The sequence below is a fragment of the Candidatus Symbiopectobacterium sp. NZEC127 genome (genome assembly GCF_025962675.1).
In the GTDB taxonomy this organism is placed as follows: Bacteria; Pseudomonadota; Gammaproteobacteria; order Enterobacterales; family Enterobacteriaceae; genus Symbiopectobacterium.
In genome coordinates this window covers 160,078-173,598 of sequence record NZ_JAGFPG010000004.1, presented here as the reverse complement: position 1 = coordinate 173,598, position 13,521 = coordinate 160,078, and the positions used below count along the sequence as shown (strand labels likewise).

Sequence of the window (13,521 nt, the reverse complement as noted above, 5' to 3'; positions counted from 1 at the left end):
GGTGCTGTGCTGATGTCTTCTTTTGCCCTGTGGTAATGGTGAAGGCCAGTGATGTTTCTGGAAGCAAAAAATCAACACAGATTTATCTCTCGCACTGAGGTGATGGCGCTATCGGTAGTCGCCCTGCTGTTGCACGGCACGCTGCTCTGGCTGCTACTGCACCCGCCCGGTATTCGTTCGGCAGAAATCCCGCCCATGATTGCCGCCAGGGGCGAGCAATCCGTCATGGTGGATCTGACTGACACCGCCAGCGCATCGCAGGCGCAGGAGAGTACCCCTCAACCCGCGCCAGAACCGCTCCCGATGGAGCCCGAGGAGTCCGAGCGTGTTCATGTCGATGAAGACGCCGTTACTCCGCCGGAACCCGAGCAGAAAGTGGTGAGTAAACCGCCCGTTGCCAAACCCACGCCGGTGGTCAAAGCCAAGCCAATACCCCGTGCGGTGACCAAGACGGCAGCGCCTGCCAGCACCAATAACAGCAGCGCCCCCAGCACCACACCGGGAGAAACCGCAACGGGCAGCACTCAGGCCAAAGGCAACCCACAAGGCAGCAGCGGGGGAGAAAGCGTTACGCCAGCCGTTTCTGGCATGCAGAGCCTGGGAAACCCGGCACCGGATTATCCTACGCTGGCACTTCGCCGCCGCCAGGAGGGCAGCGTGACGCTGCGGATTCTGGTCCTGGAAAATGGCAAAGCGGGGGAAGTCCAGGTCACGGCGTCCAGCCAGTCAACGCTGCTGGATAATGCCGCGGTCCAGACGGTGCAGCAATGGCGCTTTATTCCGGCCAAACGCGGCAATGTCGCGATCAAGGGTTACGCGATTCAAACCATTACGTTCAGGCTTCCCAAATGAAGCCATTAACAGCGTCAGCATAAGGTATTGTTATCATGACCGAAAAAACGCTCCCGGCACTGGTGTCCTCCGACAGTAGCCAATCAACAGCGCAGTCCCCCTCTTTAGCGGCGCCCACCCCGTCGACGTCACCGACCACGGCCGAGACAGCCGTGCCTTCTCAGCCCGAGACGGCGCTGTTTGGCAATGAATTGCTTTCCAGCCCGCTCAGTTCGCTGGTTGTCCCCACGGTGCTTAGCGTGTTGATATTCTTCTCGGTGGTAACCTGGGCCGCGCTGTTGATCAAGGGGGTACAGTTCTCTCGTTTTCGCAGGCAAAACAAGCATTTTTCCTATCAATTCTGGAAATCGCCTGACCTGTTGGAAGGCGGTCAGGTTGCGCGGCAGAGCCAGGGTTCTCTCGCACGCATCGCACGGGTGGGTCTGGATGTCATCAGCGGAAACGATATCTCCACGCATCGCCGCGAGCTCGCACGCAAAATTAACCGGGGCGAACGATTGGAGCGCAGCCTGCGTCAACAAATTTTGCGTGAACGGCGGGTATTGGAGAGTGGATTAGCCATTGTCGCCAGCATTGGCAGCACCGCGCCTTTTATCGGGTTGTTCGGAACCGTGTGGGGCATTATGGAAGCGCTGGTGCGCATCGGCATTACCGGTGAAGCCGGGCTGGACAGCGTTGCTGGCCCGATTGGGCACGCGCTCATCGCCACCGGTATCGGTATCGCCGCCGCCGTGCCCGCCGTGCTGGTTTACAACTACTTTGTCCGCCGTTTCAAACTCGCCAGCGGCGATATGGAAGCCTTCGCCGAAGAGTTTTACAGTCTGGCGCAGGAAACCGGCTTCTCCACGGAGCTACAGCATGATGGGAGCGGGATCTAATGGCGATATCTCATCATCAAGACGACGAAATACTGAGTGAAATGAACGTGACGCCCCTGGTGGATGTCATGCTGGTGCTGTTGGTGGTGTTTATCGTCACCGCCCCGTTACTAACCAATGCCATCCCGCTCAAGCTGCCCAGCACTGCCAGCGTTGCGCCACCGAATCAGCCAAAACCACTGGTGGTCAGCGTTGACAAGGAAGGCAACTACTATATCGATCGCCAGCAGATGCCCCTGGAGCAAATCAGCCTCGCGGTTAGCGCCGCCCATCAACAGGATGAACAGCGCGCCGTGCAACTGCGGGCAGACAGCCAGGTGGTGTATGAGCACGTAGCCAAAGCGATGGCGGCGATTCAAAAAACCGGTATTACTCGTTTGGCGGTCATTACCGATGCGAATGGTTAAGTCACTCTATCAGCGCCTGAAGTGCACCCTGACGGCCACCCCAGGCGATGTCCAGCGTAAGGTGGCGGTGGGGAGATGTGCGCTCGGCGGCGCCTTGATGTTGGCGCTGATACCGTTGGCACAGGCAACCGTGCCAACGGTACACGGGCTGGCGCTTTACGATAATCCAATGCTGCCCGCTGATTTTGATCACTTTCCTTACGTCAATCCCCGTGCGCCGAAAGGCGGTACGCTGGTACGTTCCGTACAGGGCAGTTTCGATTCCACCAACCCCATGATTATCACCGGCACCGCCGCCGCGGGGTTGAAGGCATTGGGCAGCGGGTTGGTGTATGAGTCACTGATGGTGCATAGCGCGGATGAGCCCTTTACCGAGTATGGCCTGATCGCCTCCGGCATTCGGCTGGATCCGGCGCGCCGATGGATTGAGTTTGATATTCATCCTGACGCCCGCTTCAGCGATGGCGTCCCGGTGACCGCAGCCGATGTAAAATTCAGCTTCGAGCTGTTACGCCAGCAGGGGTTACCCTTGTATCGTGGTTACTACGCTGATGTACTGGACGTCACGCTCCCCCATCCCAACACGGTGCGCTTCGCACTGGCGGAGAACAACTCACGCGAGTTGCCGCTTATTCTGGGGCAATTCCCCATATTGCCTGCCCATATCTGGCGTGGCCGTGACTTCACCCGGCCAACGCTGGATATTCCCATTGGCTCCGGCCCATATCGTGTCACCAAAGTCTCTCCGGGGTCACAGATTGAATACCAGCGTAACCCGGAATATTGGGGCCGCGATCGGCCCGTCAATCGGGGGCGTTACAACCCTGACCGCATCATCTACGACTACTACCGTGACGATAGCGTCGCACTGGAGGCATTTCTTGCGGGTCAGGTGGATTACCGGCTGGAAACCTCATCATCACGCTGGATGAACGACTATCGCGGCCCGGCAGTGGCACGGGGCGATATTCAGAAAATCACCGTGAAGCGGGGATCTCCCGCCCCGATGCAAGCGTGGGTAATGAACCTGCGCAATCCGATGTTTCAGGATAAACGGGTTCGAGAAGCGTTGGCGCTGGCTTTCGATTTCGATACCGTCAACCGCCTGTTTTTCTACCAACTTTACCGGCGGACACAGAGTTTTTTTGAGGACTCGGACATGGGAGCCACGGGCAGCCCTCGGGGCAATGAACTGGCGCTGCTACGCACCTTGGGCACAAAAATTCCGTCAGCGGTAATTGATACCGCGCTGCCCGATGACGCGGCATTACATCGTTACCAGCGTTTGGATAAAGCATTCCGCCTGCTGCAACAGGCGGGCTACCACATCAAACAGCAACGGTTAGTGGATGCCAGTGGCAACGCCTTCACGTTTGAACTGTTGCTCTCCGACAGTGGGTTACAGCGCCTTGCATTGCCCTACGTGCAGAATCTGGCCCGACTCGGTATTCAGGCCCGGATCAGCGTTATCGATCCCGCCCAGTACCAAATCCGGCTTCAGCAACACCGTTTCGATATGATCCATGACGTTTTTGGTCAATCCAACAGTCCGGGCAATGAGCAACGCTATTACTGGACCAGTGACTATGCCGATGTGCCGGAAAGTAACAATACGCCAGGCATCAAAAACCCCGCGATTGATGCGCTGGTTGACGCCTTGATCAGAGCCGAGACGCGGGAGGAACTGTTGGCGGCTACCCGCGCGTTGGATCGGCTGTTGCGTTTCAATGCCTATGTGGTGCCGTTATACCACGCGGCGGGCTATAACATGGCGCTGTCACGGCGGCTTAACCGACCGGAGCGCCAACCCCGCTACGGTGTTGACATAGAATCCTGGTGGCTCACGCCGGGTGCTGGAGAGACACGCTGATGATGCACTATCTGGTTCGCCGCTTGTTGCTGATGGTGCCCACCCTGCTCGGCATCTTGTTGCTCAATTTTGCCATCATTCAATCTGCACCGGGCGGGCCGGTGGAGCAAATGCTGGCGCGCATGAACACATTGGGTGCCGAACGCAGTCTCTTCGGTGGCAATAATGATGGGGTCTCCCAATCCGACACCGCACACAGTGAGGGGCTGGATCAGGTTTTTATCAATCAGCTCAACCACCAGTTTGGCTTTGACAAACCCTGGTGGCAACGCTTTGCCAAAATGGTTGGCGATTACCTTCAATTCGATTTCGGCGACAGTTTTTTTCGTGGTGTCAGCGTGGCAACCTTGATTCAGGAGCGGCTTCCGGTCACGGTCTCTCTCGGGTTATGGACCATGCTATTGATGTATCTGGTGTCCATTCCACTCGGCATTGCCAAGGCAGTCAAGCACGGTTCGCGCTTCGATAGCCTGACATCCAGCATCATTATTATCGGTTATGCGGTACCCGGTTTTCTGTTCGCCTCACTGTTGATCACTTTTTTTGCCGGTGGACAATACTTCCACTGGTTCCCATTACGCGGGTTGACGTCGGGAAATGCCGAATCGCTGTCCACCTGGGGTAGAATTGCCGACTATTTTCATCATATTGCACTGCCGGTGCTGGCGAATACGGTGGGCAGTTTTGCTGCACTGACGCTGCTGACCAAAAACAGCTTTCTGGATGAAATTCATCGTCAATATGTGCTGACCGCACGCGCTAAAGGTGCCAACAACCGGCAAGTGTTGTATGGCCATGTTTTTCGCAATGCCATGCTGATTGTAGTGGCCGGTTTACCGGGGTCCATTGCCGCTATTTTTATCAGTGGCTCGTTGTTGATTGAATATATGTTCTCTTTGGAGGGAATGGGCTTTCTGGGTTATGAAGCGATTCTGACGCGAGATTATCCGGTTATTTTTGGCACGCTGTATTTATTCACCCTGATCCATTTACTGGTAAAAATCATGAGTGACCTGCTTTATTCATGGATCGATCCCCGTATTCATTTTGAGGGCAGATCATGACAAATGAAACCGTGGCTATTTATCAACCCACACGTTTTTCTCCATTAACACAGCGTCGCGCACGACTTTTTTTCTCTAACCGTAAAGTGGTTATTGCCTGTGTTTTATGGCTGCTATTAATTGTCATCGGATTATTTGCCGATGCGATCGCCACGGATAAACCCTGGTTGCTTAAATACGATGGAAACTTTTACTTTCCCTTATTGTTTGATTATCCGGAAACCACCTTTGGCGGCACATTACCTACGCTGGCTAATTACAGCGATCCCCAGGTACAACACTGGATATTGAGTAAAGGGTATTGGGTTCGGGCCCCGGTTCCCTGGACATGGGAAACGATCGACATTGCCAATACACAGACGGTGCCTTCCCCGCCCTCGAGTCGCCACTGGTTGGGCACTGATGACGCCGGTCGCGATGTGCTGGCCAGAGTCATTTACGGTATTCGCATCTCGCTACTGTTCGCCATGATTGTCAGTACCGGAGCCGTTGTGCTCGGCACCCTGATCGGTGGCATACAAGGGTACTGGGGCGGACGGGTCGATCTCTATGGGCAGCGTTTTATTGAGATATGGGCCGGGCTTCCCACCCTGTTTATGCTGATGATCCTTTCAAGCATGGTCACCCCCAGTTTGGGCTGGTTGACTCTGACGATGGTGATGTTTTCCTGGCTGAGCCTGGTGGATATCGTGCGCGCTGAATTCTTACGCACGCGCAATCAGGATTACGTGGTGGCCGCTACGCTGATGGGCCTGCCAGCCAGAACGGTGATGTGGCGTCATATATTGCCCAACGCCATGATCTCGACCCTGACATTTCTACCCTTCACCTTTACCGGGGCTATCACCACGCTGACATCACTGGATTTTCTCGGTTTTGGGCTGCCACCGGGCTCCGCCTCTCTGGGGGAGTTGATCAATCAGGCACGCAACAACCCGCAGGCCACCTGGCTGGCGGTCACCGCGTTTTTCTCACTGACGTTGCTCCTCTCCCTGATGGTATTTATCGGGGAAGGATTACGTGATGCCTTCGATCCCCGTTATGAGCGTCGTCAGTAAATCACGCTCGCCACAGCCCAAGGAGGCACTCCGTGCAACACTTACTTGACGTCACACAACTGCGCATCACCCACGCGGATCGCTGCCTGGTAGACGGGCTTGACCTTCACGTGCAACGCGGTGAAACCCATGCTTTGGTAGGAGAATCAGGCTCAGGCAAATCCATCAGCGCCCTGTCACTACTCGGCCTGCTCCCTCGTAGCTTGCAGGTCAGCGGCAGCATCACACTCGACGGGATGGATCTGTCACTGCTGGATGAGCGCACTCTCATCCGCCATCGAGGCCAAACCGCCAGTTTTATTTTTCAGGAGCCGATGACCTCACTCAATCCGTTACACACCATCGGCAAGCAAGTGATGGAAGCCATTGCGTTGCACCGCAAGCGGACAACGCCGCAATTGCGTCATGAGGCGATGGCACTGTTGGACCGCGTAAAACTGGGCGCCTCACCGCGCTGGTTCGAGGCTTTTCCACATACGCTTTCCGGCGGGCAACGCCAGCGGGTGATGATCGCGATGGCAATGGCTAACCGTCCCTCGCTGTTGATTGCCGATGAACCCACCACGGCACTGGATGTCACGGTGGCGCGGGACATTCTCGACTTGCTTGATGAGATAAAAAACAGTGAAGGTATGGGGTTATTGCTGATCACGCACGATCTTAATCTGGTCAGGCGTTATGCCGATAATGTCAGCGTGATGCGGGCAGGAAAATGCATCGAACAAGGGACAGTACAACAGGTGCTTGCTGCACCAGCAACCCACTATACCCGCGAGTTGATTGCCGCCGAACCCGAAGGATGCCCCCACCCCGTCGAACCTCAAGCAAGAGAGGTACTGTCCATTGAAAATCTGAGCGTCACCTACCCTGCCCAACGCCGCTGGTTCAGAAAAGCCCCCCCCACCTCCCCTACGCTGACAAATATCAGCCTAACCGTGAAGCAAGGGGAAACCCTGGGGGTTGTTGGGGAATCCGGCTCCGGTAAATCGACATTGGCAAAAACCATACTGGGGTTGCAACCGGGAGAGGGAAAAATCGTCTTTCTCGGCCAACGCGTCGATCGCTGGTCGTTGTATGGCTGGGGGGCTTTGCGCAATAAGCTACAGTATGTGTTTCAAGACCCTTACGGCGCACTGTCACCGCGCATGAGTGTGTTTGATATTGTCAGCGAAGGGCTACGCTATCAACAACCGCACCTTTCCCTTGAACAGGTGCATCAGCGTGTGAGCAAGGTACTACAGGACGTAGAATTAAACGAAACCTTTGCCGCACGCTACCCGAATGAGTTATCTGGCGGGCAGCGCGCGCGTATTGCCTTGGCGCGCGTGTTGATCCTCAATCCTGCACTGCTGATCCTGGATGAACCTACCGCAGCACTCGACAGATTGGTGCAAAAAAAACTGATCGCGCTATTACGCGACTTACAGGTGGAATATGGCCTGAGCTATTTGTTCATTAGCCACGATCTGTCCGTGGTCAAAGCGCTGGCACACCGGGTGCTGGTGTTAAAAGCGGGACAGGTTGTGGAACAAGGCAATACGCACAACCTGTTCCACCACCCTCAATCCAGCTATACCCGCAGGTTGGTCGAGCGTTGATGAGCCCGGATTAACCGGTTGTTTCTTCAGGCGCACAGCGTGTGTTCGCCTGAATACGTCCCATCAGGCTGATGCGTTGACCGCATCAGCACGCTGTTCGCGCTCAACCACGCTTACGCGTGGTTATTCGCCAGCTTCTGACATTTCTGTTTAAAGGCATAGCCCAACAGCAGCAGCGCAATCCACAGCACGCCCACGTAGAGGGAAATGCGTGTTTCTTCGAAGTAGCCAATCAGCCCGATAATAAACACCAGGAACACGATACCGACTACCGAAGACGCCACGCCACCCGGCAGCGGGAACGCCAATGCTTTCACCTCGTTCTCACTCAAACGACGACGGAACGCAATTTGTGAACAGAGGATCATGATCCACACCCACACGGTGGCGAAGGTTGCCAGCGACGCAATCACCAAAAACACTTTGCCCGGCATGATGTAGTTCAGATAAACCGCCACCAACAGTGCCGCCATCATCACCACCACCGTGACCCACGGAATACCGCGCTGTGACACTTTGGCAAAGACCTTGGGCGCGTTGCCCTGCTCGGCCATACCGTGCATCATGCGGCCCACGCCAAACACGTCGCTGTTAATCGCAGACAGGGAAGCGGTAATCACCACAAAATTGAGAATGCCTGCGGCTGCCGTGATGCCAAGGTGCTGGAAGGTCAGCACAAACGGGCTGCCTTCGGTGCCCACTTGATTCCACGGGTAGATCGACATAATGACAAACAGCGTGCCCACGTAGAATACCAGAATGCGCCACGGCACCGAGTTAATCGCACGCGGAATGGATTTATGCGGATCTTTGGCTTCGCCAGCAGTGATACCAATGATTTCGATACCGCCGTAGGCAAACATCACCAGTTGCAGCGACAGCACCATGCCCATCACGCCGTTACTGAAGAAACCGCCGTGACTCCACAGGTTACTGATTCCGGTTGGTTGGCCGCCGTTACCGATACCCCACACGATAATCCCGATACCCGCCACGATCATGATGATGATGGTGGCAACCTTGAAGAACGAGAGCCAAAACTCCAGCTCACCGAACACCTTCACGCTCATCAGGTTGATGGCACCAATAATCAGCACCACGCTCAGCACCCAAATCCAATGCGGCACGTCAGGGAACCAGACGCTCATGTAGATACCAAACGCGGTCACATCGGCGATGGCAACGATGAGGATCTCAAAGCAGTAGGTCCATCCGGTGATATAACCTGCCATCGGCCCCAGATAATCCTGCGCGTAGCGGGAAAAGGAGCTGGCCTGCGGGTTATTAACGGACATCTCTCCCAGCGCCCGCATAATGATATAAGCGATAACGCCACCGATGATATAAGCCAACAGCACGCTTGGCCCTGCCATCTGAATGGCACTGGCCGAGCCATAGAACAGCCCAGTACCAATCGCCGATCCGAGTGCAATGAAGCGGATGTGCCGCGTGCTTAACCCACGCTTTAGCTTAGCGGATTGTTGTTCCATAAATTAAGCAGCCCTGTCTTACAAATGAAAAACCACAGGCGACCGCCTGTGGTGAAAAATACCGCGTTACTGCGTTATTGGTGCGCCGTCACTTCCTGACGCCCGCTCAGCCGGTCATAAATAACCGCAGCCAGCAGCACCACCAGCGACGGTGGCAGCCAGGCCAATCCCTGTTCGCCCAACGGCAAGTTCAGGCTCCAGGCTGGCAGCAATGACGCAAAGGTCGATGATTTTACCCCATCAATCAGGCCGAATAACAGGCTGATTAACATGACCGGGGCCACAATACGCGAAGCCTGATTCCACCAGCGCAGAGTAAAACTCAGCAAAACCAGAATGATACAGGGCGGATAGATGGCTGTCAGCACCGGAATGGAAAGCTGAATCAGATGGCTCAACCCCAGATTGGCGACTAACGCAGAGAAGCCGCCCAGCACAAACACCAGCGTGCGGTAGGAAAATGGCAAATACTGGGAGAAAAATTCGGCGCAGGCGCAGGTCAGGCCAACCGCAGTGACCATGCAGGCGATAAAAATCAACAGCGCCAGGAAGCCGCTGCCCATGCTGCCGAAGGTGTGCTGTACGTAGGCATGCAGGATTTCGGCCCCATTTTGCGCGTGAGGAATCAGTTCGCCGCTCACAGAGCCCAATTTGAACAGGCTCAGATAGACCAACGTCAACCCGACGCCGGCAATCAAACCGGCCCAAATGGTATAACGGGTCAGCAGCGTGGCATCGGTCACGCCGCGTGAACGGGCCGCATTGACGATAACGATCCCGAACACCATGGCACCCAAGGTATCCATGGTCAGGTAACCGTTCACAAAACCGTTAGAAAACGGCACGCTTTGATAGACGTCGGTCGCCGGGATCGGCGAGCCCGCAGGCCACATCACCGCCGCCAATCCCAGCACCGCCAGCGCCAGAATTTTTAACGGAGCCAGCACGTGGCCGACCGTATCCAGCAGACGCCCCGGGTAGAGCGAAATGCCGATCACCAGCACGAAATAGACCACGCTATAGATCAGCAACGGCGTGGCGGAATCGCCAAACAGCGGAGCCAATCCCACTTCGAACGATACCGTGGCGGTACGCGGCGTCGCGAACAGCGGTCCGACGGCCAGATAACACACGGTCGCCAGCAGGACGCCGGCTTTCTGGCCGATGGGGGAGCTCAGCGCATCGACACCACCGCCCACACGCGCCAGCGCGACCACGGTCAACACCGGTAGGCCAACAGCGGTAAGCAGAAAACCAAGCGCTGCGGTCCAGACGTGTTCACCCGCCTGCAAACCCACGATTGGCGGGAAAATGATGTTCCCCGCCCCGACAAACAGCGCAAAGGTCATAAACCCCAGCGCCACGATATCTTTGGATGCTAAACGATGACTCATAGTTATGTTGTGTTGCCTGTATATAAATGCGACAAAATGAGAAGACGAACCGCGGCGTGGTATAAATTATTCTTATCGCGCAGACGTTATAGGGCGCTAAGTAAAACGTTTATAGCAATAAAAGACAAGTAGTGATCCAAAATGCGAAGTATTACGCCAACCTAACAACAATAGTTAGCAGATAATATCACCACTCACACAACCTTCCGCACATGATTTGTGCATTTAGTGCCTTTGCCTTGCAATAAAACCAGTATAAAAACGCGTAATACGCGCAAAATGGACATAAAAGAGGCAGTGCTTCAGCATAAGAAGCGCTTTTTGCTGCAAGAAGGGGCAAGTGGCAGGGGATTACGCGGTAAGCGGTATGAAAGGGTTTGCCGATTTTGACGCCCCACAGCGGGGCGTCGAGAATACACCGGGGATAGCGCATCAGCGCTCCCCCGGCGTTATGCGCTCGTGTGTTACTTGCCCCACACGGCGGCAGCGGTATCCACAACCAGACGCAGCTTGGCCCACTGCTGCGCTTCCGTCAGGCTGTTGCCCTCTTCCGTGGAGGCAAACCCACACTGCGGGCTGAGGCAAAGCTGGTTGATATCGACATATTTCGCCGCTTCCGCGATGCGCGCTTTCAGCAAGGCCGGATCTTCCAACTCGCCGTTTTTGGTGGTCACCAGACCCAGCACCACTTGCTGATGTCCCGGTTTGATGAAACGCAGCGGCTCGAAGCCACCTGAGCGATCGTTATCGTATTCGAGGAAAAACTCGTCCACATTGACTTCGCCAAACAGGATCGATGCCACCGGCTCATACCCGCCTTCAGAAATCCAGGTAGAGCGGAAGTTACCGCGACATACGTGCAAACCGATGGTCAGATCGGCAGGTTTACCCACCAGGGCTTTATTCAGCACGTCGGCGTAGGTACGCGCCAGTTGCTCCGGATCTTCACCGCGTTCGCGAATTTGGCGTTTTTGATCGTCAGAGCACAGGTAAGCCCATACGGTATCATCCAGTTGCAGATAGCGGCAGCCTGCGGCGTAGAAAGCGTGAATCGCATCGTGCCAGGTCTGCGCCAGATCGTCGAAATAAGCATCCAGCGTGGGATAAACCTGACTGTCGATGGCCTTGCGTCCGCCACGGAAATGGAACACGCTCGGGCTGGGAATCGTCATCTTGGCGGTCACATCACCCGCGATGCTGTTCAGGTAGCGAAAATGCGCCAGCATCGGGTGCTGCGGGTTAAAGCTGACCTTGCTCGTCACTTTGATGGCACGAGATTTGGTTTGGATACCGTTAAACTGAATGCCGTGGTCCGCTTCGAAAGCTTCCACCCCGTTCAAGCCTTCGAAAAAGTCGAAGTGCCACCAGGCGCGACGGAATTCACCGTCGGTGACAACCTGAAGCCCGGCTTCACGTTGCAGCTCAACCGCGCGCAGGATTTCTGCATCTTCAACGGTGCGCAGTTGCTCCGCATTAATGGCACCGGACTGGAATTGCACGCGCGCTTCTTTGATTGCAGCGGGACGTAACAGGCTGCCGACCACGTCAGCGCGGAAAGGGGGAAGTACTTTAGCCATGGTAAACTCCTGATCTTTCGCAACCCCCCCCTCCCGACACGGCACGAGACAAGCGGCATTGCAAAATAGTTTCAAAATGAATAGTCACGCCGTACAGTAATCACGCCTTATACTTATTTAGACATCTGGACGGCTAGAAGGTGGGTAAATCCTGTCATGGCAGCAGGTTGAGGGCAATAGAATAATTTTCACTTTCCGCGACAAACATGAATAAAATTCACGTCAGACTGATGACAAAGTCACTTTCCCCTCTCGTCGTCCTCGGCCTTCCCTCTCGTCATCCTCGGCGAAAGCCGGGGATCTCCGCCAGAATGAACGCGTTTCACCTGCACGAGGTTCCCGCCTTCGCGGGAATGACGGTGATGGATGAGAATGATAGCGTGCTACAGACCGAGCTGCTGGCGTGCGTTAACCAGCACAGGCTCAGGCAAGGGAAGATAGCCATCCTGACTCACCAGATTTTGCCCGGCGGTAGACAACACCCGATCCATAAAGGCGGCGGTCAGGCTATCCAGCGCATGCTCTGGCGCTTTATTGACATAAATATAGAGATAGCGCGCGTAGGGATAACGGCCACTGCGAATATTGTCCACCGTCGGCGCAACGTAGTCGCTTCCCTGCGCCGCCAGCGGCAACATTTTCACCCCGCTGGCGCGAAAACCGATGCTGGCATAGCCAATGGCCTGTGTGGAGGTGGCTACGGCCTGCACTACCGACGCCGAGCCCGGTAGCTCATTCACCAGCGGCAAGAAATCCCCGCCGCACAGCGCTTGCTGCTTAAAAAAGCCATAGGTGCCTGACGCGGAGTTGCGCCCGTAGCGCAGCACGCGACGCGGTGCCCATTCACCGGTCAGCCCGAGATCGCGCCAATGGGTAACGGTTTGCGTGGCCCCGCAGCGATGGGTAATGGAGAACAGCGCATCGAGCTGTTGCACGTTCAACCCCGGCAGCGGGTTATCCTGATTCACTAACACCACCAGCGCATCCATCGCCACCGGAACGGCCAAGGGAGGATACCCGTAGCGCTGCACAAACGCCTCAATCTCACTCGCCTTCATGGCACGGCTCATCGGGCCAAGCTGTGCCGCACCGGAAGCGAGTGCCGTGGGTGCCGATGACGATCCCGCCGCCTGCATCTGCACGTTAACGCTGGGATAATGTTGGTTGAAATCGGCAGCCCAAAACGCCATCAGCGTCGCCAGGGTATCAGAGCCTGCGCTGGAGAGATTCCCCGCCAGCATTTGCTCGCTGCGCGCAGTGTGGCTCCAGCCACTGAGTAGCAGCGCAGTACAGAGCAAGAAACCCGAAAAACGCGGGGCTGGCATCATAGGTC

The 13,521-nt window shown here is 55.8% G+C and carries 11 protein-coding genes; 7 read left to right on the top strand and 4 right to left on the bottom strand.

Translation table 11 applies throughout. From position 1 onward, the window contains the following. Nucleotides 1-51: 51 nt before the first annotated feature. The 7 genes from J5069_RS16485 to J5069_RS16455 are packed head-to-tail and all read left to right on the top strand — an operon-like array spanning nt 52 to nt 7,727. Nucleotides 52-852, top strand: coding sequence for an energy transducer TonB (locus J5069_RS16485; RefSeq protein ID WP_264644908.1), 801 nt, complete (start codon nt 52-54; stop codon nt 850-852). Nucleotides 853-887: 35 nt separating this feature from the next. After that, a complete protein-coding gene (locus J5069_RS16480; protein ID WP_264644907.1) occupies nt 888-1,730 on the top strand; it encodes a MotA/TolQ/ExbB proton channel family protein in 843 nt (280 codons plus the stop codon). Then, nucleotides 1,730-2,137 (top strand): ExbD/TolR family protein, encoded by a 408-nt coding sequence (locus tag J5069_RS16475; RefSeq protein WP_264628538.1) that lies wholly within the window; start codon nt 1,730-1,732, stop codon nt 2,135-2,137. The genes J5069_RS16480 and J5069_RS16475 overlap by 1 nt, the downstream gene beginning before the upstream one ends. Beyond that, a complete protein-coding gene (locus J5069_RS16470) occupies nt 2,124-4,007 on the top strand; it encodes an extracellular solute-binding protein (protein WP_264644906.1) in 1,884 nt (627 codons plus the stop codon). The genes J5069_RS16475 and J5069_RS16470 overlap by 14 nt, the downstream gene beginning before the upstream one ends. Then, nucleotides 4,007-5,071 (top strand): microcin C ABC transporter permease YejB, encoded by a 1,065-nt coding sequence (locus J5069_RS16465; RefSeq protein WP_264644905.1) that lies wholly within the window; start codon nt 4,007-4,009, stop codon nt 5,069-5,071. The genes J5069_RS16470 and J5069_RS16465 overlap by 1 nt, the downstream gene beginning before the upstream one ends. Next, nucleotides 5,068-6,129, top strand: coding sequence for an ABC transporter permease (locus J5069_RS16460; protein WP_264644904.1), 1,062 nt, complete (start codon nt 5,068-5,070; stop codon nt 6,127-6,129). The genes J5069_RS16465 and J5069_RS16460 overlap by 4 nt, the downstream gene beginning before the upstream one ends. Before the next feature lie 32 nt (nt 6,130-6,161). After that, on the top strand, nt 6,162-7,727 hold the full coding sequence (locus J5069_RS16455; protein ID WP_264644903.1) for an ABC transporter ATP-binding protein: 1,566 nt from the start codon (nt 6,162-6,164) through the stop codon (nt 7,725-7,727). Nucleotides 7,728-7,840: 113 nt separating this feature from the next. Here J5069_RS16455 and proY read toward each other — a convergent pair whose 3' ends face one another. From proY to J5069_RS16435, 4 genes are all read right to left on the bottom strand, one after another. Further along, a complete protein-coding gene (proY, locus tag J5069_RS16450; protein WP_264644902.1) occupies nt 7,841-9,217 on the bottom strand; it encodes a proline-specific permease ProY in 1,377 nt (458 codons plus the stop codon). A 74-nt stretch (nt 9,218-9,291) separates the two neighbouring features. Then, entirely contained in the window at nt 9,292-10,611 is a 1,320-nt protein-coding gene (brnQ, locus tag J5069_RS16445; RefSeq protein WP_264644901.1) for a branched-chain amino acid transport system II carrier protein, read from the bottom strand. A gap of 464 nt (nt 10,612-11,075) precedes the next feature. Continuing rightward, nucleotides 11,076-12,188, bottom strand: coding sequence for a cobalamin-independent methionine synthase II family protein (locus tag J5069_RS16440; protein WP_264644900.1), 1,113 nt, complete (start codon nt 12,186-12,188; stop codon nt 11,076-11,078). A 383-nt stretch (nt 12,189-12,571) separates the two neighbouring features. Next, nucleotides 12,572-13,516, bottom strand: coding sequence for a PstS family phosphate ABC transporter substrate-binding protein (locus tag J5069_RS16435; RefSeq protein ID WP_264644899.1), 945 nt, complete (start codon nt 13,514-13,516; stop codon nt 12,572-12,574). Between the last annotated feature and the right edge of the window lie 5 nt (nt 13,517-13,521).